Here is a 23,897-nt window from a genome sequence, read left to right on the forward strand (position 1 = left end):
GGAGACGGCAATGACGACTAAAGTTCTCGACAACGGGGCGGAGCGCTTCGTCACCGCGGGCGGCGTGACGATCACCCGCGAGCGGCACGACAGGCCCTATGAAGGTGCGATCGATGCCTATGTCGACGGCCTCAATTCGCGTCGCGGCGCGGTCTTTTCCTCCAATTACGAATATCCCGGCCGCTATACGCGCTGGGACACGGCCATCATCGATCCGCCGCTGGTGATTTCGGCGCGTGGCCGGGCGATGCGCATCGAAGCGCTGAACAAGCGTGGCGAAGTGCTGCTGCCGGTGATCGGCAAGGCGCTTGGCGAGCTCAGCGAAGTGACGATCGCCGAGACTTCGAAGACGCTCATTCGTCTCGATGTCGCCAAGCCCGGTCGGGTCTTCACCGAGGAGGAGCGCAGCCGCGTTCCTTCGGTCTTCACCGTGCTGCGCGCCATCACCGCGCTGTTCAAGACCGCGGAAGACGCCAATCTCGGCCTTTACGGCGCCTTCGGTTACGACCTCGCCTTCCAGTTCGACCCGGTCGACCACAAGCTCGAGCGCAGAGAAAGTCAGCGCGACCTCGTGCTGTTCCTGCCCGACGAGATCCTCGTCGTCGACCATTATTCGACCAAGGCCTGGACCGACCGCTACGACTATTCGGGCGAGGGTTTTTCGACCGAAGGCTTGCCGCGCGACGCCCATGCCGAGCCGTTCAAGATCGCCGATCGCATCCCCCCGCGCGGCGACCATGAGCCGGGCGAATACGCCAACCTGGTGCGGCGCGCCATGGAGAGCTTCAAGCGCGGCGACCTGTTCGAGGTCGTGCCCGGCCAGATGTTTTACGAGCGCTGTGAGACCCAGCCTTCCGACATCTCGCGCAAGCTGAAATCGATCAATCCGTCGCCCTACTCCTTCTTCATCAATCTCGGCGAAAACGAATATCTGATCGGCGCCTCGCCCGAGATGTTCGTGCGCGTCAACGGCCGCCGCGTCGAGACCTGCCCGATCTCGGGCACCATCAAGCGCGGCGACGACGCCATTTCCGATAGCGAGCAGATCCTGAAGCTGCTCAACTCCAAGAAGGACGAGTCCGAGCTCACCATGTGCTCGGATGTCGACCGCAACGACAAGTCGCGCGTCTGCGAGCCGGGTTCGGTGCGCGTCATCGGCCGGCGCCAGATCGAGATGTATTCGCGCCTGATCCACACCGTCGACCACATCGAGGGGCGCCTGCGCGAGGGCATGGACGCTTTCGACGCGTTTCTCTCGCATGCCTGGGCGGTCACCGTCACCGGCGCGCCGAAACTGTGGGCCATGCGCTTCATCGAGCAGAACGAGAAGAGCCCGCGCGCCTGGTATGGCGGGGCGATCGGCATGGTCAACTTCAACGGCGACATGAACACCGGACTGACGCTCCGCACCATCCGCATCAAGGACGGCATCGCCGAGGTGCGCGCCGGCGCCACGCTGCTCTTCGACAGCGTGCCCGAGGAAGAAGAAGCCGAAACCGAACTGAAGGCATCCGCCATGCTCTCCGCCATCCGCGACGCCAAGACGGGCAACGCCACCGGAACCGAGCGCACCACCGCGCGCGTCGGCGACGGCGTCAACATCCTGCTCGTCGACCATGAGGACTCTTTCGTCCACACCTTGGCCAACTACTTCCGCCAGACCGGCGCCAATGTTTCCACCGTGCGCTCGCCGGTGCCGGAAGAAGTCTTCGAACGGCTGAAGCCGGACCTCGTCGTGCTCTCGCCCGGCCCGGGCACGCCGAAGGATTTCGACTGCGCCGCCACGATCAGACGAGCGCGCAGCCGCGACCTGCCGATCTTCGGCGTCTGCCTCGGCCTGCAGGCGCTGGCCGAAGCCTATGGCGGGGAACTCAGGCAATTGCACATCCCGATGCATGGCAAGCCGTCGCGCATCCGCGTCTCCAAGCCCGGCATCATCTTCTCAGGCCTGCCCAAGGAAGTGACCGTCGGCCGCTATCACTCGATCTTCGCCGATCCGGTGCGCCTGCCCGACGGTTTCGTGGTTACGGCCGAGACCGAGGACGGCATCATCATGGCCTTCGAGCACCGCAAGGAGCCGATCGCGGCGGTGCAATTCCATCCGGAATCGATCATGACGCTCGGTCACAATGCCGGCATGCGCATCATCGAAAACATCGTCGCGCATCTGCCGCGCAAGGCTAAGGAAAAGGCCGCCTAGGCGGCATGTCGGGATGAGCGCGGCAATGACAATGTCGACGGCGGAAGCAAAAGCGGCGACCAGGCAAAAGGTCGCCAGCCTCGCATTCTGGTCGATCATCGTCGCCGGCGTCGTGCTCGCCCTCAAGGTCGTCGCCTGGTACATCACCGGTTCGGTCGCGCTCTATTCGGACGCGGCGGAATCGATCGTCAACGTCATCGCTTCGGCCGCTGCTTTCTGGGCGATCCAGGTCAGCTACAAGCCGGCCGACCAGGACCATCCCTTCGGCCATCACAAGGCCGAATACTTCTCCGCCGTTCTCGAAGGGGTGCTGATCGTCGTCGCGGCGCTCCTGATCATCAGCGAGGTCTGGCGATCCTGGCAGCAGCCGGCGCCGCTCGAGCAGCCCTGGCAGGGCCTTGCCGTCAACGGCATCGCGACAGTCATCAACGCCATCTGGGCCTGGATGCTGATCCGCGCCGGTCAGAACGCGAGGTCGCCCGCTTTGACCGCCGATGGCCAGCACATCATGACCGACGTTGTGACGTCCGTCGGCGTGCTCGGCGGCCTTGTCGGCGCGGTGCTTACCGGCTGGCAAATCCTCGACCCGGCGCTTGCCGTGATCGTCGCGCTCAACATCCTGTGGCAAGGCTGGCATGTCATCGGCTCGTCGATGAACGGGCTGATGGATCGCGCCGTCGACAACCAGGAACACATGCAGATCCGCGACATCATCTCGGCCAATTCGAAGGGCGCGCTCGAGGTGCATGACCTGAAGACGCGCATTGCCGGGCGCGCCACCTTCATCGAATTCCACCTCGTCGTCGACGCCGACATGACGGTCGGCGCCAGCCATGTCATCTGCGACCGCATCGAGGATGCGCTGAAGGCCGAGATCCCCTCGGTGCGCGTCACCATCCATGTCGAGCCCGACGACGAGGCCAAGCTGCCGAAAGGCACCACGGCGGTGCCTTTCGCCTGACGCGCTTTACCACGTCTCGATCGCGAGGTCTTTGATCCGTTCGAACTCCCGGACGTTACGGGTCATCAGCGTCAGGTTCCGTGCAAGCGCTTGCCCGCCAATCAGTACGTCGTATGGACCAATCGGGATTCCTGAAATCGCCATCGTCGCCCGGATCTCGCCGGCATGCCTTGCGTCTTCCAGATCGAATTCGAGCACCGGAAACTGAAGCGCTTCGATGCGTGCCACATTGTCAGCCTTTCGCTGGCTCTTTGCGGCTCCATAGTAGAGTTCGTGCACAACGACGGCTGAGAGAGCGAAGTCCTGTGGCCTGTGCCGCTTGAGCCGTGCCAGCAATTCATCGTCGCCTTTCATGACGGCAATGACGGCGTTAGTGTCGAGCAGATAAATCATTTGAAGATGTCGTCCAGGGCCGGTCGTTCTTGCCCAGTTGGCCGCTCAAGCGCTGCTTCGACGAAATCGTCGTCAAGCGCTCCAGTAACCTGGTCGAGCCAAGCCCAATCCTGAGCGACCGGTTCGAGGATCACACTCTGGCCGTGACGACGGATCGAGACCTCGTCAGTTTCGAAACGAAATTCCTTTGGCAAGCGCACCGCCTGCGAGCGGCCTGACCAGAACACCTTTGCCTTCTCCATCACGCCACCTCATTAGTGATATATGGCAAAGATATATATCATCCTCCGCCGCAGACAAGATGGTCGGTTCCCAAATCTCAAGGCGCGCAGGCAGACTGCGGCATGGGCTGCAGCCGATACACTTTGTCGTCGGACTTCGTCTTGCCGTTCGCCGCCTTCGAGCACAGATCGACGACCGCCACAGCATTGTTGGGATTGGCGAGCATCATCGTGCCGCTGGCGCCGCGCTTGAGGAAAATCTCCTTCCGCGAGATGTCGCAGGAAAAATCGCTCATCTTCGAGCTGGCCGAGCAGCGCCACTGGTCGGCCTCGCCCTGGCAGGAATAGGTCTGCGTGACCTTTGCCCCCTTCTGTTTGGTGGTCACCGAGACGGCGATGTCGGCGCCATCCGGCCAGTTCGCGGTATCGCCGCTTGCGGCGAAGGAGGCGAGCTCGACCGGGCCGCGGAAGACGCGGATCGATTGCGTCAGCTGGTTGGGATGCGACTTCAGATGCGCATCGTCGTAATCACGCCCGAAGCAGAACGGTTGATCGGGCTTAAGCCGCACGCGCAACGGATCCCCTAGCGCCGGATCGATCGTGTCGATGTGCGCGAACTCCGCCTTGCAGGTCCCGGCCGGCATCGGGTCCAGCTTGAAATTGTCGTCCTCGCTGCCCAGCGCCTGCTTGTTGTACTCCGCCTTGCTGAGCGACTCCGCCGAGTCGGCGTCGAGATAGATATCGGGCGACAGGTCGGACAGGAGAAGCTTCCCCTTGTCGTCGACCTTCAGCGAGGCCAGCGTGCGGTCGCAGTCCATACCGCAGCGGATGCCGCTCGACGGATCGCTCGGGTCGTTCTTGTTGCACCAGCCGCCGGCCCATTCCGGCGCCTTGGCTCCGCGCACAGTGGTGGTGAGAAAGCCGTTGTAAGAGCTGTCGGCGCTCGTGGCCGGCTCCTCGTTCGGCCGGCTGACCGGGTCGTGGCCATAGTAGAAGAAAATACGCACCACTTTCTGGTGCGGATGCGCCTTGAGATGAGCAGCATCGTAGACGCGGCCAAAACAGGCATCAGCGCCATTCGGGCTGAGTTCTTTAAGGCTGAGAGCATTGTCGGCGCGCGCCGCACCGGCAAAAGCGGCAAGGACAGCGCCAAGCATAGCGCCCGCCATGGTCCTCGCTACCATGGTCCTCGATGTCATGTGATCCTCCTCCCACCGACAGGACTGGGGTTATGCTAGTCTAGGAGTGCGGCCCGGACCATGCAAAATTGCGCGAGAGGGCAAGGCTAGGGAGGATGCAATGTTGCGCCGTGATGTTTTTCGTGCCGGTCTTGCCGGCGCAGCAGGCCTTTTCGGCCTGAGCCGGGCTAATGCGGCAGCAGCCGAGGAAAGGCTGAAAGTCGCCTATCACCTCAGCGACGCGGACAAGGTCAACTTCGTCCTTGGCAACATCAAGAACCACTATGAAGGCACCAACGGAAATGTCGATATCGTGCTTGTGGTGCACGGTCCGGCTCTTGTCGCCTTCAAGTCCAAGGGCGCTTCCGGCGCTATTTCCAGCCGCTTTGCCGGCCTTGTCCAGCAGGGGCTCGTCCCGCAAGCCTGCGGCAACACCCTGCGCGGCATGGACATCACGTTGACCGACCTGCTGGCGGGCTTCCAAGTTGCCGAAAAGGGCGGCGTCGTGCAACTCGCCGAACTGCAGCACCAGGGTTATGTGTATCTGAGGCCCTGAACGCGCGCACTTGAACGGCAGGCCGGCAATGGCCTACGAAAGATGGCAACCCGGAGGCCGGCCGACATGACGACACTTGCCATCCCCGATCTTGCCGGCAAGGCGGTGCTGGTTACCGGCGCCTCGACCGGCATAGGCGCAGCACTTGCGCGTGCTTACGCGGCGCAGAGGTGCCGGGTCGCGCTGCACTACAATGCGAGCCGCGAGGCCGCCGAAAACCTGGCCGAATCCATCCGTGACGATGGCGGCGAGGTGTTCCTGGTCCAGGGCGATTTTTCCGTCGCCGCCGATGTAGAACGCGTCGTCGAGGACAGTGCTCGGCACTTCGGCCGGCTCGACGGCCTCGTCAACAATGCCGGCGGCATGCTCGGTCGCGTCGCCTATGCCGATCAGGACGAAGCGCAATACGACGCGGTGATGGACCTCAACGCCCGCTCGGTGCTGACCGCCTCGCGCAAGGCGATCCCGTGGCTGAAGCGTCAGGGCGGCTTCATCATCAACACGTCCTCGATCGCCGCCCGCAACGGCGCCGGCGGCGGCGCCGGCCTCTACGGCTCGTCCAAGGCCTTCGTTTCCAACGTGACGCGCGGCATGGCCAAGGAGCTGATCGGCTCCGGCATCCGCGTCAACGCGGTCGCGCCCGGCACCATCCTGACGCCGTTCCACGAACGCTATTCGAGCGCCGAGCAGGTCAAGGCCATGGTCGCCACCATTCCGCAAGGCCGCGCCGGAACGGCGCAGGATTGCGTCGGCGCCTATCTGTTCCTGTCGTCCGATCTGTTGAGCGGCTACATCATCGGCCAGGTGATCGAGGTCAATGGCGGCCAGTTGATGCCGTGAGCTGGCAACTGCATACTGAGTTCCGCGTGTAACCTGGAGGGAGATCAAGGCATGTACGGACTGATCGGCAAGATGCGGGCGGCGCGCGGCCAGCGCGATGCGGTCATGGACGTGCTGCGCGAAAGCACCGGCGCGCTCCCCGGCTGCCTGAGCTACATCATCGCCACCGATCCGGTTGACGCCGACGCGATCTGGGTCACCGAAGTGTGGACCGACCAGGCGAGCCACAAGGCCTCGCTGCAACTGCCGGAAGTCCAGGCGGCGATCGCCAGGGCACGTCCCTTCATCGCCGGTTTCGAATTCCAGATCGAGACCAAACCGGTCGGCGGCTTCGGCCTCCCCTCGCCCGAAAAGGCCGATTGACCAAGGGAGCAGCTCTATCGTCTGTTGGGCACCTTGATGCGGAGCGTGAGTATCCACCGAGCAAAGACCTGCCTATCGCGGCTTGTGGACCGAGCCGCGAAAGGTGAGGCGTTTATCATTACCAAGGCTGGCAAGCCGTTGGTGAAGGTTGTGCCGATCGATCAACCTACCGCTGCACAGATGCGGCGTATCGGCTTTATGGCTGGCCAGTTTTCGGTCCCCGAAGATCTCGACCGCATGAGCGGCGAAGAAATCGAAGCGCTGTTTGGCATGAGCAAATGAGGGCGTTGCGGCCCTGCCAACAAGGTGCCTCGGGGGTTCGCATTTCCCACCTCCGGGTCTAAGACCAAAAGATGGATTCCTCGCCAGAGCGACCATCCCAGGACCAAGCGTTGCCTGAACGCATGGCACGGCTGCGCCCGCCACGGCAGTGGCTGATCCTCATGGTGCTTTCGATGCTCTTCGCCGGCGCGCTGGAGCTTGCCGCCCTGCCGGCGGCGCTGCTGATCGGCCCGATGCTTGCCGCGATCCTGGCCGGCACCAACGGCGCCACCGTGCGCGTGCCCCGCCCGCTGTTCGGATCGGCCCAAGCGATCGTCGGCTGCCTGGTCGCAAATTCGATCTCGGCCGACATCTTTCCGGTGTTCTATGACGAATGGCCGCTTTTCCTCGGCGTGGTGATCTCGACCGTCGCCGCCTCCAGCCTGCTCGGCTGGCTGATCAGCCGCTGGCGCATCCTGCCCGGCACCACGGCAGTCTGGGGCTCCTCGCCCGGTGCGGCCACCGCCATGGTGCTGATGGCCGGCGCCTTCGGCGCCGATCAGCGTCTCGTCGCCTTCATGCAGTATCTGCGCGTCATCTTCGTCTCGATGACGGCAGCACTCGTTGCCAAGATGTGGGTCGACACATCCGGCGTCGAGGTGCCGCCCATCGTCTGGTTTCCGCCGATCGATCTCCTCGCCTTCGCCGCTACCATCGGCATCGCGGTCGTGGGCGGCCTGCTCGGAAAGCTGGTCAGATTGCCTTCGCCCTTCTTTCTCGGCGCCTTCATTTTCGGCGCGGTGATCCATCTCGACCTCGGCGTGCCGATGCAACTGCCGCCCTGGCTGCTGGCGATCAGCTACGCCATGGTGGGCTGGTCGATCGGGCTGAATTTCACCCGGCCGATCCTGCGCCATGCGGCGCGCGCCCTGCCGCAGATCATCGGTTCGATCGTCGCGTTGATCGCCTTTTGCGGCGGCATGGCCTTCGTCATCAGCCGCCTGCTCGGCATCGACCCGCTGACCGCCTATCTGGCGACCAGCCCCGGCGGCATGGACAGTGTCGCCATCATCGCCGCCGCGGCGCGGCGCGTCGACATCTCCTTCGTCATGGCGCTGCAGTCGGCGCGCTTCCTGGTCGTGCTGCTCATTGGGCCAAGCCTAGCCAAGCTGGTGGCGCGAAATGTCGGGGCCTGATCCGGGCTGTCCGGTGCAGGGGAGCGGAGGATAAGTGACCATGTAACGCCGTCAGAATGCCGTCGATCTTTTCCGGCCGCGCCGCCGTGGTGACAGGTGGCGCGCAAGGCGCCATGACGCCATGTGGCCTCAACTGATGATCAGGCTTGCGATCCGGTCGCCGTCCAGCGTGAAGGCCATGTCGCCCTCGCCGTTGAAGCCATTGCCCGTCACCGCGACGCGGGCATGGTAGACGCCGTCGCGATGCGCGACGCGCACGATGCGAAGATTGGATTGCACGCCGATATTGTCCGACTGGTTCCATCGCGCGACCTCGTCGCGGCCATGGAAATCGCGTCCCCAGTCACTCAGGAAAGCATCGTCGGTGAATGTGCCCAGAAAAGCCTCGGTATCGCCGGCGTTGGTGGCTTCGACAAAACGGCGGATCGGGTCGGGCGTGCTCATCAATCTAGCCTGTGCATCAGGTCGTCATCCAGCCAACGGCCGAAGAAATAGACCAGCTGCTTGTGCCACCATGGCCAGTCATGGCTGACATCGCCGCCCCAATAGTCGACCCAGGCAGGGATGGACTTGTCGCGCAGCACCTGTTCCAGCTCGCGCGTTTCGACAAGCATGCGCTCTTCCCAGGCGCCCTGGCCGCAGCAGAAGATCAGCCGCAGCGCCCGCAGCCGCCCGAGCAGCTTCTGGTCGACGATGCCCGGCAGATAGTCGAGCGGCGAATTGAAATAGATGTTGCCTTCCAGCGTCCGGCCGAAAAAGTCGCGGGCCGAATAGACGCCCGACAGCGAGATCACGCCGCTCGCCAGTTCCGGGAAGCGGAACACGAAATTCGACGAATGGTAGCCGCCCATCGAGCAGCCGCAGAACAGCGGCTTCAGGCTGCGTCCGCCATTGGCCTTGGCGGCAGTCGCCTGCAATTCCGGCAGCGCCTCCTCGCGGACATAGCGGAAATAGGCCTCGTGACGGGCGATGCGATGCGCCGCATCGGCGTGCTTGTCGAAGAAGGATTCCGAATCGATGCCGTCGAGTGTGAACAGCTGGATGCGGCCGGTGTCGATGAAGTCGGCAAGTGCTGCGACCCCGCCCGAATCCTCGAACTGATAGAACCTTCCTTGCGAGGTCGGGAACACCACAACCGGGCGCCCGGCATGGCCGTAGCGCTTGTATTCCATGTCGCGGCCGAGATTGCGGGCATGACCCTTGTGATAGGAGACGTCCATCGGCTCAGGCCCTTTGCGCATGGATATAGTCGACCGCCTGGCGCAGCGCCTTCGGATCCTTCGAACGCATCTGGTAGGCGTAGTTGCCCATGGCGCGGCTGAAGACCTCTTCGATGGCCTGGTGATGGACGATCTTGTCGCCGTGGGCGGCTAGCACGTCCGCATGGCTGTGCAAATAGTCGATGTGGCGTTTGCGGCTGGCATAGGCGGTGAAATACTTGCCCTTGTAGGGGCCCCCGGCGGCATCCTTGACCACCATATCGGCCCATGCCGCATAGACGTCGATGTCGAAGGTGTAGTTGATGGCGTCGGTCATCCAGGCGCCCGGCGGGCGCATGTTGACCTCGAGCGCGATGATGCGATTGTCCTTGGTTTCGAACAGCTCGATGTGGAAGAAGCGCTCGCGCACATCGAACGCCTTGAGGATCTTGCGGCCCGCCTCTTCAACCGCCGGGGTGATCTCGGGGAAGCAGGTATAGCTCATGTGCCGGTCGTGGTTGACCGCCTCCATGATGCTCTGATCGTAACGATGGCTGGCCGCCAGCACCACCTCGCCGTCGCGGTTGACCAGCCCGTCGAAGGTCACCACCAGCCCTTCGATGAACTGCTCCATGACGAAGGTCACGCCCTCCGGCTTGTCCCTGAAGAACTGGTCGAGTTCCCTGGCGTTGGAGATCTTGAAGGTGTTCGAGGCGCCGGAGCCGGAATCCGGCTTGACCACCACCGGATAGCCGACACGGCGGATGAAGGTCATGGCGCCGGCCCGGTCGGAGCATTTGCGTTGCGGAATGGTCTCGACGCCGCTCTTGCGGAAGAAGGCGCGCATGCGGCTTTTGCGCTTCAGGTTCTTCACGAAGTCGAGCTTGGTGCCGAAGATGTTGAAGTCGGTGCGGATGTTGGCCTCGAGCTCCAGCCAATGCTCGTTGAGCGACTCGAAGCGGTCGATGCGGCCCCATTTGTGAATGAAGTGCCCCATCGCCCGGAAGACGGCATCGTAATTTTCCATGTCGGCGATGCGGTAGTATTCCGAAAGCGCTGCCTTCAGCTTGCTGTTCAAGGTCTCGTAAGGCGCATCGCCAACGCCGAGCACGGTGGCGCCGGCCTTCTTCAGCCGGTCGCAGAAATCGGTGCCGTTGGCTGGAAAATGCGGCGAGAAGAACACGAAATTCATGGACGACCCCTCCCCGGAGCTTTTGCTCGGTAGCCAAACCTTCGAAGCCAACTCTGGCGCATTTGCGTGCCGCGGGGAAGACTATCCGCATCGGCGACGATATCGGACACGATGCATTCATCCATGCGTCCCGCTTGCCTCTGCCGGGCCGCTCCTGTAAGAGAGCCGCCATGATCACGCGTGTCCGCTCCGTCGCTTCTTCTCGCACCGGCTTTGCTGGCGGGACCGCGCGCGCGCTCGCTTCGACCCTGCTTCTTCTCGGCCTTATCGGCGATCGCCGGGTTCGCTGAAGGAGCGCCCGGCGGTCGAAAACCGCCGCTTAAGGCACATGCTCCTTGGCCAGTCTTTGGCAAAGTCACATCAAGCGAACGAATTTTTGGTTGAGGCGACGCTCGCCACCCATCCGCCTGAAGCGGGCATGCGGGCCGCCGGGAGAAATGACGATGAACGCACGAGAAGAAAACCGCGCCGGCGAGGCTGAAAGCCACAAGCGCGCGGCCGGCCACATGTCGGATGCAGCACGTAAATATCAATCCTACCCAACCGTCGGCCTGACCGACCGTACCTGGCCGAACAAAATTATCGACAAGGCGCCGATCTGGTGCTCGGTCGACCTGCGCGACGGCAACCAGGCACTGATCGACCCGATGGGCCATGAACGCAAGGGCCGCATGTTCGCCATGCTGCTCGACATGGGCTTCAAGGAAATCGAGATCGGCTTCCCCTCGGCCTCGCAGACGGATTTCGACTTTGCCCGCTGGTGCATCGAGGAAGGCGGCGTGCCCGAGGATGTGTCGCTCCAGGTTCTGGTGCAATGCCGGCCCGAACTGATCACGCGGACCTTCGGCGCGCTGAAGGGCGCGCACCGCCCGATCGTGCATTTCTACAATTCGACCAGCGAGCTGCAGCGCCGTGTCGTCTTCGAAAAGGACGTCGCCGGCATCAAGCGCATCGCCACCGACGCCGCCAAGATGATCACCGACATGGCCGCCAGGGCCGGCGGCGGCTACCGCTTCGAATATTCGCCGGAAAGCTTCACCGGCACCGAGCTCGAAGTCGCGCTGGAGATCTGCAACGCCGTCACCGAGATCGTGAAGCCGACGGCCGACAATAAGCTGATCATCAACCTGCCCTCGACGGTCGAGATGTCGACGCCCAACGTCTATGCCGACCGCATCGAATGGATGTGCCGCAACCTCGACAACCGCGAGAACCTGATCGTCTCGCTGCATCCACATAACGACCGCGGCACCGGCATCGCCACCACCGAGCTCGGCCTGATGGCTGGCGCCGACCGCGTCGAAGGCACGCTGTTCGGCAATGGCGAACGCACCGGAAATGTCGACATCGTCACGCTGGCGCTCAACATGTTCACCCAAGGCGTCGATCCGGAGCTCGACTGCTCCGACATCAACCGGATGAAGGACGTCTACGAGTATTCGAACCAGCTGAAGATCCCGGAACGTCACCCTTATGTCGGCGAACTGGTCTACACGGCCTTCTCCGGCTCGCATCAGGACGCCATCAACAAGGGCATGAAGGCGCTGAAGAAGGCCAACACGCCGATCTGGGAAGTGCCCTATCTGCCGATCGATCCGGCCGATGTCGGCCGCACCTACGAGGCGATCATCCGCATCAACTCGCAGTCGGGCAAGGGCGGCATCGCGTATGTGCTGCAGGCCGATTACGGCCTCAATCTGCCGCGCAATCTGCAGATCGAGTTCAGCCAGGCGATCCAGGCGATCACCGATGCGGAAGGCAAGGAAGTGCCGGTCAAGCGCATCCACGAACGCTTCCTCGAAACCTATGTCGACCAGCCCGGCGCGCGGCTGAAGTTCCTCGACCACCGCACCTATCCCGACACCCAGGTGAAGGGCCGGCGCATGGTCGAAGCGGATATCCTCGACAACGGCAAGGAAATGACCATCGCCGGCTCGGGCACCGGCCCGATCGACGGCTTTGTCGATGCGCTCTCGCGACATGTCGGCGTCGACATGTCTGTGCTCGACTATTCCGAGCATTCCTTGCAGCGCGGCTCCAACGCCTCGGCGATCTCCTATGTCGAAATGGAGTATCCGGGTGGCAAGCTGTTCGGCGCCGGCATCAACACCAACATCGTCGCCGCTTCTCTGGAGGCCGTTGTTTCGGCCGCCAACCGTATCATCGGTCGCTAGAAAGGAATGGTTGGACTCGGCGGCTTCGCCGTAGCCTCCGTCCGGAATCGCGTTGAACCAAAGAGATAGAGCGGTTCGCCGTTTCCGTGAAACGGCGAGAACCGCTTTGGGCCGGCTGACCGGATAATACATCCATCGGAGCGTGGCGCATTCCAGCTCGCGCCACGCTTCAAGGAAAGGCGCGCCTGCCATTCGTTAACCGGCGGGGGAATTTCCGGTGGCTTACGCGATCGCATAACAGAAGCATCCTTGTGCGCGGACGCGAGCGCTATATGATCGCGCCCTAACCTGTGCCGACTTCGAAAGGATCGACACTTGGAGCATGCCCCGCCTGCCGCCCCCGCAGTGCGCGAGACATTGGAGCGACTGCTTGCCAGCGAAACGTTCGGACGCTCCGAGCGTGCCCGCAGGCTTTTACGTTATCTGGTCGAACGCGAGCAGGCCGGCGAGGCGGACAGGCTGAAGGGCGTTTCCATTGCCATGGACGTCTTTGGCAAGGACGGCGATTTCGACGCCTCCACCGACGCCGTGGTCAGGGTCCAGGCCGGTCGCCTGCGCGAACTCCTGGAGCAGTACTTCGCCAATGAAGGTGTCGCCGAGCCGGTGCGCATCGCGATCCCGCGCGGCGGTTATGTCCCTTCCTACGAGCTGAACGCAATCCGCCTGCCTGGCGCCGCCAAGCCCGCCGCCGGCGGCCATGCTGCTTCGCCTTTGGCTGAGCATTTGGAGAATCCCGGGCCCGCCGATGCCGCGCCTGCGGATGCCGCGCTGCTGATGACCAACCCTGCGACACCTGTATCCGCGTCATCGCTGACGCGCCAATTGCGGTTCTTCTGGGCTGCCATGGTTCTGGTCATCGCGATGCTGGGCGTCCTTGTCGTCCGCCAGGGCAATGCCTTCCTCCATCACGGCGACGACGCAGCCGCAGCGGTCGAAACGGCGGGCGTCACCGACAGCATCGCTTCGCAAACGTTCGACAGCTTGCCTTTGATCTACATTGCCACCAGGGCCGCCGGCGCGGAGGCGGCCCGTGTCGCCTCCGCGCTGCGCGCTGGCCTCGCCGGCTTCGATACCGTAGATTTCATCGGCCGCGACGCCGACGCAACGCGCGATGGTTCCGCCGATCCGATCAGCTTCGTTTTCGACATTGTTCCCGGACCCGCGACGGGCGACATCACGGTCGAATTGCAGAGCGTTGCGACCGGACGGGTTCTCCTGTCGCGCAACCTGACATCGGCCGAAAGCGCGCCTGGTGTGGTTGAAAGCAACATCGCCAGCCTCCTGACCTCGACCGTTCCCGCTTCCGGTGCGATCTACAGTTACATCGACCAGAGCGACATCCGGACCAGCCAGATCGGATGCCTGGTGCTCGACGACCGCTACTATCTCGACCAGAGCGCCAAGACGCATGAGGCTGCGTATCGCTGCCTTGAGAAGCTGGTCAGCGAAGGCACCAAATCATCGCTAGTCTATGCGGAACTGGCGTCGCTTCACCTCGAAGCCGTCACCAATTACTACGCCTATCCCGCCGACGCGACGCTCGAAAAAGCCATGTCGCTTGCCCACCGCGCCGTTCAGATGGGGCCGATGAGCCCGCATGCGCATCGCGCCTTTGGCTACCTCAACTCGCGTCTCGGCAACACGGACGAAGCGATCCGCTTGATGCGCAAGGCCTATGAGCTCAATCCATACGATCTCGGCATGGCCGCCGCCTACGGCTACGGGCTGATCTTCGCCGGCAAGTATGACGAGGGAACGCCGATCCTGGGCCGCGCGGTCGACGCCTTCAGCGGCCATCCGACCTGGTGGGATTACGGTCTGTTCGTCGGAGCCTTCATGCAAGGCGACTTGAAGAAGGCCGCTACCGCCAGTGAGTCGCTGCGCACGACGGCATCCAAGTCGCACTATCTGGCCGCGCGCCTGATCGGCGCCAGGATTTCGGGCCGCGACAAGCTGGCGGGAGAGCTTGCCAACGAGCTCACCGCCGAATTCCCGAAATTCGCCGCCGACCCGCGCGCGACATTCGTCGACCGCAAATACCCCGCGGATCTCACCGATCGGCTTGTGCAATCCTTGCGCGCTGCCGGGATCGGCAACCCGAGCTAAACCCGCCTACCGCCATGTTTGGGACATGCATGCGCGTCGAGCCCTCAACGGGCCGCGGCGGTCGCGAAAATTTTACTGGCCATCGGTCCGGATCAGGAGCAATTCAGCCACAATTCGAAATAGCTGCCTGGCTTGTTAACCGCTCCCATTTTTCATGCTTCCATTCCCTTATGCCGTCGAAGGCGGCGCTGGTCCGAAGACGATCGTCTTTCTGCATGGCTTCGGAGCTTGCAGCGAGATTTGGCGTGACATCATGGCATCGCTGGCGCTGGAGGCGACCGTATTGGCCTACGATCTGCCGGGCCATGGTCTGTCGCTGGAATGCGAAGGCATGGGCGGCGCCAAGCCGGCCGCGCGAGCCATCCTCGCCGATCTTGGCGCCCGCCAGCTGGTCAAGGTCCATCTCGTCGGTCACTCCATGGGCGGCGCGATCGCGACGTTGATGGCGCTTGCCGATCCTGGCCGCGTGGCTTCGCTGACGCTGTTGGCGCCCGGCGGCTTCGGCCCGGAAATCAACGCGGCCCTCTTGCGCTGCTATGCCGCCGCGGCCGGCAGGAAAGAGGTCCGCGCCAGCCTTGCGGCCATGTCGGGTCCGCGGAGCACGCCGCCTGACCACGTGGTGGATGCCCTCTGCCGGATGCGCAAACGGCCGGGCCAGTTGCAGACCCTGATCGATATGGCGGCCGTGATGACCAGGGATGACCGGCAAGGCGTCATCCCCGGCGCGCAACTGGATACGCTCGACATGCCGGTGATGGTTGTTTGGGGAGCGGAGGATCCGCTCCTGCCTGTCGAGCAGACCGAGGCTCTGCCGTCGCACATCCATCTGCACCATGTTCTTGACGCAGGTCACATGCTGGTCGAGGAGGCTCCCGACCTGGTTGCTGAGATCGTGCGCCGCAACACGCGCCGCCGCGGCCGGCGACAACGACCGGTGTTCGGCGCGACGGCAAGCTGACCGGCGCTATCATTCAGTGCATTTTGCCGGCGATTGTGTTAACCCGCTGTTAACCAACAGCGAGGCAGCCGCCATGAAGGATGCAGGCGACAAAATCACCCCGATCGAGCCGTCGCGAAAGCTCTCGGATGCCATACGCGACGTCAAGAACGCCTTTGCCGACCGCGACGACGTGGTCGTCGACATGCGCGAGGCGCACCGCATGCGGCTCGATCTGTTGGCGAGCGAGCTTGCTCCGGTCTTTGCCGATGTCCCGGCCGACATGGATAGCTTCGACTTCGCCGTCTCGTCGGGCCTGCAGCCGAGGCTATGGATCGATGCGGTGAGCCACGTCGCCATGGGACGCGACCGCCGCACCTACCGCTTCCTCAAGGATACGCGCGTCGGCCGTGTGGTGCTGGCCGAATCGACCGAGATGAAGGCCGTCGCCGATGCGGTGACGCGCTACGTGGCGGAACGTGTCGTCGAGCGGCAGCACGTGATGGAAGGCGGCATGGAGATGGCCGTTCCCGGCCTGCATCGTCCCGTGGTTCAGGAAGCGGAGCCGCCTATCCAATCCGAAACCCGACGCAACGGCTGGACGAGCTTCTTCGCCGGCCTTGGCCTGATCACCGCCGGCGCCCTTGTCGGCCTGGCGGTTTCGCTGGCCTTGTTCTGGGACCGCATCATGCAGATGAAGATCAGCTTCTGACCACAGCAATTCCTGTCTGGCCAGCCGCGCCGGCCGGCACGTCGAGGTCCATGGTCTGTAGGTCCGATGGCGGCAAGGCGGGGCCGGTCAGGCCGCGCCGGATCAGGCGCAGGCGCCAGTTGCCCTGTTCGCCATCGATTTCGAAGATGTTGTACTGCGCCGCCGGGTGCTTGCCGCCGGGCGCCTGGCCGGCGGCGGCAACTCCGACCACGGGAACTTTTGCGGCACGTGCGCCGATGGTGAACAAGGACGGCAGGTGCGAGTGGCCGTGCAGGACGAGCTCCGCGCCATGCCGGCGAATGACCTTGTGGAAACGGGCAATGCCGAACAGCCGCTTATGCTGCGGAACCGCGCCGCGCACCGGCGGATGGTGGATCATGATGGTCCGGAACAGCCCCTGTTTCGCCGTATCGTCGAGAACCTTGCCGAGCCGCTCGGCCTGCCCTTCCATGAAGAAGCCGTTTGCCATGAAGGGCGCGGTGGCGCGCGCCGTGGTGATGCCGATCAGCGCGACATTGCCGCGCACGCGCAGGTACGGAAAGGAATCGCGGTCGACCGGACTGTTGACGCCGTCGCCCGTCATCCACGGAGCCCATGCCCGGCAGACCTTGTCGAAGGCGCCCGGCACATAGGCGTCGTGATTGCCGGGAACCACGGAAACGTCGTGCGGCGATCCAAGCGTCTCCAGCCAGTGCTTCGCCATCTCGATCTCGCCGTCGAGCGCCAGGTTGACGAGATCGCCGGTGACGGCGAGGTGGTCGGGCGCGCTGGCCTTGATATCGGCGACCAGTGTGTCGATCACCGCGTCATGCATATAGCGGCGGCGGTTGCGCTGCCAGTTGACGTAGCCCAGCACCCGCTTGGACGCGAGGTCGCGATAGGTTACATCGGGCAGCGGTCCCAGATGAGCATCGGAAATATGCGCGAGCCTGAACATGGTCCCTTCTTAAGCGACGCCGGCGAGGCTTTCCACTCACCGTTTGCTGTTCGCCTGGGGATCGTGGGATGAACCGCCGAGCCGATCCGGAAGAGGCAGTCCGCCAGACCGGCTGGCCGGGACTGCGGGCGAGGCTCTTCCATTTTTATTTCCTGCTGCGCCGCCCGATGACGCTTGGCGTGCGCGGGCTGGTTTATGACCGCGCCTCCAATTCCGTCTTCCTGATCCGCCATACCTATGTTCCAGGCTGGCAATTACCGGGCGGCGGTGTCGAGGTCGGCGAGACGCTCGAGGAGGCGCTGGCGCGCGAGCTTGCCGAGGAAGGCAACATCGCCCTGACGGCCGGACCGGTGCTGAAATCGATGCATTTCAACCGCCGCTCCAGCAACCGCGACCATGTCGGCCTTTATCTGATCGAAGCTTTTAGCCAGACGGCGCCTAAACTGCCGGACCATGAGATCGCCGAAGCCGGCTTCTTCCCGATCGACCGCTTGCCAAAGGAGACGACGCCGGCGACGAGGCGAAGACTCGAAGAAATATTTGGTGGCGAACGTGTATCGCCCTATTGGTGATTTCTCAAAGCCGTTATCTTCTCTAAAGAATCAAAAGCGCTGTCGTATCCTCCATAGATTGTTGGAGACGTCTGCATGGCAACCGAAACTGCCAAGCCCGCCAACGTATGGCCGTACGTTGGCATTTACATTGCGACCACAATAATATTGACGGCAATATGGGCGATGGTTGGTTACCTGGCTCCCACTTTGGTCGAAAAAGCGAAAACGGCCGCCAGCTTCGTGACGATTTTTGCATCCACGCTTTCCGCATATTCGATCTTCATAAGACGAAACGGCAGGCTTTTTGATCGTGGTGAATATTGGAGGGTGGTCTTGCTCTCAACGGCGGCCACCCTGCTGTTTTCAGCAATCATGATGTTATTTTCGATTACGGTTAGAACCGCACCAGGAAGCGTGAACGACGTTCCCGCCAGGATTTGGATCATCCTGCTGATTATCGGCGCGATTTTCGGGCTTTGCGTCAATGCTATAGGCTTTTCCAGCCGGTTCGGCAAAACGCTTTTGAAGGCCCATAGCAAGCGACAGACTCAGCTCGACACTGAGCCTTTCCGATAAGCTGTCGCTGCAAGCAGCGTCATGCCGCCTTCCTGAATCTGCCCCGGTCATGCGGCGCGGCATAATCAAGCTCTGGCCCCACTGGAACGATCCCCGTCGGATTGATCGATCTGTGGCTGCCGTAATAATGCGCCTTGATGTGATGCAGGTTGACCGTGCTTGACACGCCCGGAACCTGATAGAGATCGCGCAGATAGTTCGACAGGTTCGGATAGTCGGCGATACGGCGCAGATTGCATTTGAAATGGCCGACATAGACCGGATCGAAGCGAACCAGCGTGGTGAACAGCCGCCAGTCCGCCTCGGTGATGCGATCGCCGGCCAGATAGCGCTGTTTGGATAGCCGCTCCTCTACCGTATCGAGCGCCGAAAACAATTCGCCGAATGCCTCCTGGTAAGCCGCTTGCGTGGTGGCGAAGCCGGCGCGATAGACGCCGTTGTTGATCGCCGGATAGACCAGCGCGTTGATCTTGTCGATCTCAGCGCGCAGCGCTACCGGATAGAAGTCGAGACCCGCATCGCCCCATTCGTCGAAGGCGGAGTTGAGCATCCGGATGATCTCGGAGGACTCGTTGTTGACGATCGTCTTTTCCTGTTTGTCCCACAGCACCGGCACCGTCACGCGGCCTGAATAGGCCGGATCGGCCTTGGTGTAGATCTGGTGCAGGAAATCGAGGCCGTAGAGCGTGTCCCCGGTGGCGCCGTCCTCGGTTTTGAAGGTCCATCCGTTTTCGCCCATGAAGTGGTGCACCACGGACACGGAGATGATGCCCTCGAGCTTCTTCAGGGCACGGAAGATCAATGTGCGGTGTGCCCATGGGCAGGCGAGCGAGACATAGAGATGATAGCGGCCGGGTTCCGCCTTGAAGCCGCGCGTGCGGCCCTCAGCCGGCCTGCCATCGCGCGTGATCCAGTCGCGCCATTGCGACTCCGTTCGCACGAACCGGCCGCCGCTGTCGGTGTTGTGCGAGCGGTCCTGCCATTTGCCTTCAATCAACAATCCCATGCAAAAAATCTCCCTGCGGTTCGCATTATCTAGGCTGATGATCGGGCTGGCGAAGCCCCTCAGGCACTGAACAGTGCGTCAAATGACGAACAGTTCGTCCAAGGGTGCAAAGAAAGGCAAAGAGCGCCGATTGCAGCGGCACAAAATTGGTGCTAGCGGAAGCGCCCATGTTCGACTTTGCTTCGATCCGGTTCGACCGACGACGAAAGGGCGCCCGCGCTTAAGAAGCGCTGACTGGCGAACGCTGCCGCTTGCAGCAACCTTCCTCGCGTGCCGGAACGCAAAGACCATGAGCCTTGCCGACGTGAAATACCTGCCGGAAACCCCGGCGCATGACGCTGAAATCGAAGCCATCAACGACGAGGCCTTCGGCCCCGGCCGTTTCGTGCTTGCCGCCTACAAGATCCGCGAGTCGGGAGGACATGACCGTTCGATGTCCTTTGTCGCCGTCAAGGACGACAGGGTGATCGCCTCCGTGCGTATGACGCGCGTCGCGGCCGGCGCCGGTCGCGCCATAATGCTCGGACCGCTTGCGGTGCGCCCCGCCTTCAAGAATCTCGGCATCGGCCGCAAGCTGGTCGCGATTGCGCTGGAGGCGGCCAGGAAGGCCGGCGCGCCCGCCGTCATTCTGGTTGGCGACGAGCCATATTATGGGCCGCTCGGCTTCAAGCGCTTTCCGCGGGGGCAGATCACCATGCCGCGCCCGGTCGATCTCGACCGGCTGCTGCATCACGAAATCAAGTCGGGCGCCGTCGCTCGCTTTGCCGGCGATGTCTGCCACGCCAACACGGCGAGGATTGCGGAATTTGCCCCGGCTTCGGCGCGCTCGGCCGCCAATGCGCAGTCGGCGGTGGGCCCTGGTATTGCTGTTGCGCCCCCTTTGCAGGCTTCGTAGCATAATCCGAAATCCTGGGAGGCTTGCATGAACCCGAACGGCCAGATCGCGATCGTCACCGGCGGCGGATCGGGCCTTGGCGAGGCGACGGCGCGCGCGTTGGCGAGCAAGGGCGCCCGTGTCGCCATCCTTGACGTCGGCATCGAGCGCGCGGTGAAAGTCGCAGCCGACGTCGGCGGTATTGCCGTCCAATGCGACGTCGGCAGCAGTGACAGCGCTACGGCCGCAATCGCCGAAGCGGCCGAGAAGCTTGGTGAACCGCGCATCCTGGTCAATTGCGCCGGCATCGCCATCGGCGTGAAGACGATCGGCAAGGATGGGCCGCATCCGCTCGACCAGTACCGCAAGGTGATCGAGATCAACCTGATCGGCACCTTCAACATGATCCGCCTCGTCGCCGATCGGGCGGCGAAACTCGATCCGCTCGCTGGCGGCGAGCGCGGAGTCATCGTCAACACCGCCTCCGTCGCCGCCTATGACGGCCAGATCGGGCAGGCCGCCTATTCGGCCTCCAAGGGCGGCGTCGTCGGCATGACGCTGCCTGTGGCGCGCGATTTGGCGCGTTCGGGCATCCGCGTCTGCACCATCGCGCCCGGCATCTTCAAGACGCCGATGATGGCCGGCATGCCGCAGGACGTGCAGGATTCGCTCGGCGCTTCCGTTCCCTTCCCGCCCCGGCTTGGCGAGCCGTCGGAATATGCCTCGCTTGCCCTCCACATCATCGAAAACCAGATGCTGAACGGTGAGACCATCCGCCTTGATGGCGCCATCCGCATGGCACCGAAATAAGCGGGATGACTGGATCGCCGATAGGCGCGAGCATTTCGGCCGAAAAGACCGGCCCGCTCGCCGGCTTGAAAGTGATCGAGATGGCCGGGCTCGGCCCGGTGCCGCTTGCCGCCCTGATGCTGTCCGAGATGGGCGCCGAGGTGCTGCGCATCGAACGCGCCGACACCGGCCAACCGCTTCTGACCCTACCGGAAGAATACGACCTCGACCGCCACGGCCGTTCGATCCTCAAGCTCGACCTGAAGCGTCCGGCGGGCGCGGAGTTGTTGCTGCGGCTTGCGGCACGGGCCGACTTGCTTGTCGAAGGCTTCCGCCCAGGCGTGATGGAGCGGCTCGGCCTCGAGCCTGATGTCCTTTTCCAACGCAATCCGGCGCTGATCTATGGCCGCCTGACGGGATTTGGCCAGGATGGACCGCTATCCGGGCGAGCCGGGCACGACATCACCTATCTCGCCTATGCCGGCCTGCTGCACGCGATCGGCAGGAAGGACGCGCCGCCTGTGCCGCCGCTCAATCTCGTCGCGGATCAAGGCGGCGGTGCCATGATGCTGGTCGGCGGCGTGCTTGCCGCTCTTTTCCAGCGTTCGCGCACCGGAAAAGGCCAGGTGGTCGATGCCTCGATGATCGAGGGGGCCTCCATGCTCGCGGCGCCGATCCACGCCTACATGGCAGCAGGTCTCTGGAGCGACAGGCGCGGCGAGAACCTGCTCGATTCCGGCGCACCGTTCTACGACACCTATGAGACGGCGGACGCAAAGTACGTTGCCATCGGCTGCCTCGAACCGCGCTTCTTCGCCGAATTCGCCAGGCTGCTGCCGCTCGCCGGGCATTTTGTCGGCGGCCAGTACGACAAGTCGCTATGGCCCGCGATGCGCGCCGCCATTGCCGGGCGGGTCAAGGAGAAAACGCGCGACGAATGGGCCGAGCTTTTCGCCGCGACCGATGCCTGCGTGGCCCCAGTGCTGTCCCTGGTAGAAGCCAGGAACCATCCGCACAATCGCGCCAGGCAAAGCTTCGTGAGGTCAGGCGGGCTCGAGCGCCCGGCGCCGACGCCGCGTTTCTCGCGAGGCCTCCAACCGCTTGCCGCGATGCCGGCCGCCGCCAATCGCCAGCCCGCAGGCATATTGACCCGTTTCGGCCTGGGCCAAGAGGAAATCGAGGCCCTTGCAAAGGCGGGTGCGCTCGGTTGATAACCGGAGAATGGTGAGCCTGTGACCGAACCGAAGAAAGATGTCATTCGCGAAACCGACGTCGAGGCGATCAGACTGGCGAAAGCCCTGATCCGCGGAGCGCGTTTCGGAGCGCTCGCGGTGATCGAGCCCGGCACCGGCGCGCCGCTGGCAAGCAGGGTCGGCGTCGCCACCGACATCGACAGCGCGCCGCTGATCCTGATCTCGATGCTGTCCGCGCACACCGGTGCGCTTGTCGCCGATCCGCGCAGCTCGCTGCTGCTTGGCGAACCCGGCAAGGGCGATCCGCTGGCGCATCCGCGCATCAGCCTGGCATGCCGGGCCCTGCGGCTGGAGCGGGGATCGGCCGACCAAATCCGCGCCGAACGGCGCTACCTCAACCGCAATCCGAAGGCAAAGCTCTATGCCGGGCTCGGCGACTTCTCGTTCTTCCGGCTCGAGCCCGAGCGAGCCAGCCTCAATGGCGGCTTCGGCAAGGCCTATCTTCTCGACCGCGATGATTTCATCACCGGCGGTGCCATTGTCGAGGAGCTGGCCGGCAGCGAACAGTCCGCGCTCGACCACATGAATGCCGACCATCGCGACGCGCTTTGCATTTATGCCCGTCATTTCGGCCGGGCCGAGGGCGACGGCTGGATCGCCACCGGCTTCGACGCCGACGGCATGGATCTCGCCGCTGCGGATACGACCTGCAGGATTTTCTTTCCCCAACCCCTGCAAACCGCGCGTGAATTGCGTTCCGTGCTGGTCGAGATGGCCAAGACGGGACGCGCGGCAGAGCAAGAACGATAGTTGATCGTGCGCCGGCGAAAGCAACGCTTGAGATTTAAACGAAATGATCTACCCTGTTGTGACGCTGATTCAGCAGCGCCTATCGACATCTGAACATTGTGGAATCGGGCGCCATTGCCCCCTGGCGCCGGGATGAGCCAGGACCCTTGGGGGATCTATGATCTCAAATAAGCTAATCGCCAATGCGGAATCGGCGGCCGCGTTTCTCACTCTCATGGGCAACGAAAAGCGCTTGTTGATCGTGGCCCATCTGATCGACGGCGAAATGTCGGTAGGTGCCATCGCCGAGAAGGTGCAACTCAGCCAGTCCGCGCTGTCGCAGCATCTCGCCAAGTTGAGGGCGCTCGATCTCGTCGAGACCCGGCGCGACCGCCAGATGATCTACTATTCCTGCAAATCCGAAGCGGTTCGCGAATTGCTGCGCATGCTGGAAGGCATTTTCGGCGACGGCGACCTTTCGCAGATGGCCTATCGGTTGCGCCGCGCCGGGGCTTGACCCGCGGCTCCTGTCGCTCATTACCTCGCTGATGAACCCCGGAGCGGTTCCAGGAACAGTGTGAGACGGTTAATGCATGTCGCCCGGAAGTGTGCAGCGGTTCTGGGACAACGACATGCATCAAAACAAAGACTTAACAGGTTGCTGAAAAAGTCGTGCACCGACTGCCAAGC

26 protein-coding genes are annotated in these 23,897 nt (G+C 63.1%); 18 read left to right on the plus strand and 8 right to left on the minus strand.

Going from position 1 to position 23,897, the window contains the following annotated elements; translation table 11 throughout:
• The first annotated feature begins 10 nt into the window (after positions 1-10).
• Together ACWGS9_RS21665 and ACWGS9_RS21670 are read left to right on the plus strand one after the other, a co-directional pair.
• A complete protein-coding gene (locus ACWGS9_RS21665; RefSeq protein ID WP_454507160.1) occupies positions 11-2,200 on the plus strand; it encodes an anthranilate synthase in 2,190 nt (729 codons plus the stop codon).
• Between the two features lie 31 nt (positions 2,201-2,231).
• A complete protein-coding gene (locus ACWGS9_RS21670; RefSeq protein WP_454507183.1) occupies positions 2,232-3,161 on the plus strand; it encodes a cation diffusion facilitator family transporter in 930 nt (309 codons plus the stop codon).
• Positions 3,162-3,167: 6 nt separating this feature from the next.
• Here ACWGS9_RS21670 and ACWGS9_RS21675 read toward each other — a convergent pair whose 3' ends face one another.
• The 3 genes from ACWGS9_RS21675 to ACWGS9_RS21685 all read right to left on the minus strand — a co-directional run bounded on the left by ACWGS9_RS21675 (position 3,168) and on the right by ACWGS9_RS21685 (position 4,974).
• Positions 3,168-3,554: a type II toxin-antitoxin system VapC family toxin gene (locus ACWGS9_RS21675; RefSeq protein ID WP_454507161.1), complete on the minus strand. Its 387-nt coding sequence runs from the start codon at positions 3,552-3,554 to the stop codon at positions 3,168-3,170.
• Entirely contained in the window at positions 3,551-3,796 is a 246-nt protein-coding gene (locus ACWGS9_RS21680) for an antitoxin (RefSeq protein ID WP_454507162.1), read from the minus strand. The genes ACWGS9_RS21675 and ACWGS9_RS21680 overlap by 4 nt, the downstream gene beginning before the upstream one ends.
• A 77-nt stretch (positions 3,797-3,873) precedes the next feature.
• Positions 3,874-4,974, minus strand: coding sequence for a hypothetical protein (locus ACWGS9_RS21685; protein ID WP_454507163.1), 1,101 nt, complete (start codon positions 4,972-4,974; stop codon positions 3,874-3,876).
• Between the two features lie 100 nt (positions 4,975-5,074).
• Between ACWGS9_RS21685 and ACWGS9_RS21690 the strand changes: the two genes are divergently transcribed.
• The 5 genes from ACWGS9_RS21690 (at position 5,075) to ACWGS9_RS21710 (ending at position 8,169) form a co-directional block, all read left to right on the plus strand.
• Positions 5,075-5,509: a DsrE family protein gene (locus ACWGS9_RS21690; RefSeq protein ID WP_454507164.1), complete on the plus strand. Its 435-nt coding sequence runs from the start codon at positions 5,075-5,077 to the stop codon at positions 5,507-5,509.
• Positions 5,510-5,575: 66 nt separating this feature from the next.
• The gene (locus ACWGS9_RS21695) at positions 5,576-6,349 is read left to right on the plus strand and encodes an SDR family NAD(P)-dependent oxidoreductase (protein ID WP_454507165.1); all 774 of its coding nucleotides are present in this window, start codon (positions 5,576-5,578) and stop codon (positions 6,347-6,349) included.
• A 51-nt stretch (positions 6,350-6,400) separates the two neighbouring features.
• Positions 6,401-6,712 carry a putative quinol monooxygenase gene (locus ACWGS9_RS21700; RefSeq protein ID WP_454507166.1) on the plus strand — a complete coding sequence of 104 codons (312 nt, stop codon included), beginning with the start codon at positions 6,401-6,403 and terminating at the stop codon, positions 6,710-6,712.
• 36 nt (positions 6,713-6,748) lie between these two features.
• A complete protein-coding gene (locus tag ACWGS9_RS21705; RefSeq protein ID WP_454507184.1) occupies positions 6,749-6,994 on the plus strand; it encodes a type II toxin-antitoxin system Phd/YefM family antitoxin in 246 nt (81 codons plus the stop codon).
• A 71-nt stretch (positions 6,995-7,065) separates the two neighbouring features.
• The gene (locus ACWGS9_RS21710; RefSeq protein WP_454507167.1) at positions 7,066-8,169 is read left to right on the plus strand and encodes an AbrB family transcriptional regulator; all 1,104 of its coding nucleotides are present in this window, start codon (positions 7,066-7,068) and stop codon (positions 8,167-8,169) included.
• 129 nt (positions 8,170-8,298) lie between these two features.
• On the opposite strand, the gene ACWGS9_RS21715 is transcribed toward ACWGS9_RS21710, so the two are convergent.
• From ACWGS9_RS21715 to ACWGS9_RS21725, 3 genes are read right to left on the minus strand one after another with little or no spacing between them, the layout of a single operon-like run.
• Positions 8,299-8,613, minus strand: coding sequence for a nuclear transport factor 2 family protein (locus ACWGS9_RS21715; protein WP_454507168.1), 315 nt, complete (start codon positions 8,611-8,613; stop codon positions 8,299-8,301).
• The gene (locus ACWGS9_RS21720) at positions 8,613-9,389 is read right to left on the minus strand and encodes an esterase family protein (RefSeq protein ID WP_454507185.1); all 777 of its coding nucleotides are present in this window, start codon (positions 9,387-9,389) and stop codon (positions 8,613-8,615) included. Before ACWGS9_RS21720 ends, ACWGS9_RS21715 begins: the two co-directional genes overlap by 1 nt.
• A gap of 4 nt (positions 9,390-9,393) precedes the next feature.
• Positions 9,394-10,560, minus strand: coding sequence for an ATP-grasp domain-containing protein (locus tag ACWGS9_RS21725; protein WP_454507169.1), 1,167 nt, complete (start codon positions 10,558-10,560; stop codon positions 9,394-9,396).
• Positions 10,561-11,066: 506 nt separating this feature from the next.
• Here ACWGS9_RS21725 and leuA point away from each other — a divergent pair.
• The 4 genes from leuA (at position 11,067) to ACWGS9_RS21745 (ending at position 16,489) form a co-directional block, all read left to right on the plus strand.
• A complete protein-coding gene (gene leuA, locus ACWGS9_RS21730) occupies positions 11,067-12,734 on the plus strand; it encodes a 2-isopropylmalate synthase (RefSeq protein ID WP_454507186.1) in 1,668 nt (555 codons plus the stop codon).
• 315 nt (positions 12,735-13,049) lie between these two features.
• The gene (locus ACWGS9_RS21735; protein ID WP_454507170.1) at positions 13,050-14,840 is read left to right on the plus strand and encodes a tetratricopeptide repeat protein; all 1,791 of its coding nucleotides are present in this window, start codon (positions 13,050-13,052) and stop codon (positions 14,838-14,840) included.
• A gap of 154 nt (positions 14,841-14,994) precedes the next feature.
• The gene (locus tag ACWGS9_RS21740; protein ID WP_454507171.1) at positions 14,995-15,798 is read left to right on the plus strand and encodes an alpha/beta fold hydrolase; all 804 of its coding nucleotides are present in this window, start codon (positions 14,995-14,997) and stop codon (positions 15,796-15,798) included.
• Positions 15,799-15,871: 73 nt separating this feature from the next.
• Positions 15,872-16,489, plus strand: a complete 618-nt coding sequence (locus ACWGS9_RS21745) for a hypothetical protein (RefSeq protein WP_454507172.1) — start codon at positions 15,872-15,874, stop codon at positions 16,487-16,489.
• Here the strand turns inward: ACWGS9_RS21745 and ACWGS9_RS21750 are convergent.
• Entirely contained in the window at positions 16,479-17,426 is a 948-nt protein-coding gene (locus tag ACWGS9_RS21750; protein ID WP_454507173.1) for a metallophosphoesterase family protein, read from the minus strand. The genes ACWGS9_RS21745 and ACWGS9_RS21750 overlap by 11 nt on opposite strands.
• Before the next feature lie 68 nt (positions 17,427-17,494).
• Between ACWGS9_RS21750 and ACWGS9_RS21755 the strand changes: the two genes are divergently transcribed.
• Together ACWGS9_RS21755 and ACWGS9_RS21760 are read left to right on the plus strand one after the other, a co-directional pair.
• A complete protein-coding gene (locus ACWGS9_RS21755; protein ID WP_454507174.1) occupies positions 17,495-17,998 on the plus strand; it encodes an NUDIX domain-containing protein in 504 nt (167 codons plus the stop codon).
• A 75-nt stretch (positions 17,999-18,073) separates the two neighbouring features.
• Positions 18,074-18,556 (plus strand): ABZJ_00895 family protein, encoded by a 483-nt coding sequence (locus ACWGS9_RS21760; RefSeq protein WP_454507175.1) that lies wholly within the window; start codon positions 18,074-18,076, stop codon positions 18,554-18,556.
• 19 nt (positions 18,557-18,575) lie between these two features.
• Here the strand turns inward: ACWGS9_RS21760 and ACWGS9_RS21765 are convergent, their stop codons facing one another.
• On the minus strand, positions 18,576-19,562 hold the full coding sequence (locus tag ACWGS9_RS21765) for a glutathione S-transferase family protein (RefSeq protein WP_454507176.1): 987 nt from the start codon (positions 19,560-19,562) through the stop codon (positions 18,576-18,578).
• A gap of 289 nt (positions 19,563-19,851) precedes the next feature.
• On the opposite strand from ACWGS9_RS21765, the gene ACWGS9_RS21770 reads away from it, so the two are divergent.
• From ACWGS9_RS21770 to ACWGS9_RS21790, 5 genes are all read left to right on the plus strand, one after another.
• On the plus strand, positions 19,852-20,457 hold the full coding sequence (locus ACWGS9_RS21770) for a GNAT family N-acetyltransferase (protein ID WP_454507177.1): 606 nt from the start codon (positions 19,852-19,854) through the stop codon (positions 20,455-20,457).
• Positions 20,458-20,484: 27 nt separating this feature from the next.
• Positions 20,485-21,246, plus strand: coding sequence for a 3-hydroxyacyl-CoA dehydrogenase (locus tag ACWGS9_RS21775; protein WP_454507178.1), 762 nt, complete (start codon positions 20,485-20,487; stop codon positions 21,244-21,246).
• A 5-nt stretch (positions 21,247-21,251) separates the two neighbouring features.
• The gene (locus tag ACWGS9_RS21780) at positions 21,252-22,436 is read left to right on the plus strand and encodes a CaiB/BaiF CoA transferase family protein (protein ID WP_454507179.1); all 1,185 of its coding nucleotides are present in this window, start codon (positions 21,252-21,254) and stop codon (positions 22,434-22,436) included.
• Between the two features lie 21 nt (positions 22,437-22,457).
• Positions 22,458-23,228: a HugZ family pyridoxamine 5'-phosphate oxidase gene (locus ACWGS9_RS21785; protein WP_454507180.1), complete on the plus strand. Its 771-nt coding sequence runs from the start codon at positions 22,458-22,460 to the stop codon at positions 23,226-23,228.
• 157 nt (positions 23,229-23,385) lie between these two features.
• The gene (locus ACWGS9_RS21790; RefSeq protein WP_027165048.1) at positions 23,386-23,724 is read left to right on the plus strand and encodes an ArsR/SmtB family transcription factor; all 339 of its coding nucleotides are present in this window, start codon (positions 23,386-23,388) and stop codon (positions 23,722-23,724) included.
• Positions 23,725-23,897 lie beyond the last annotated feature (173 nt).

This window comes from Mesorhizobium sp. Arg314 (genome assembly GCF_053714275.1).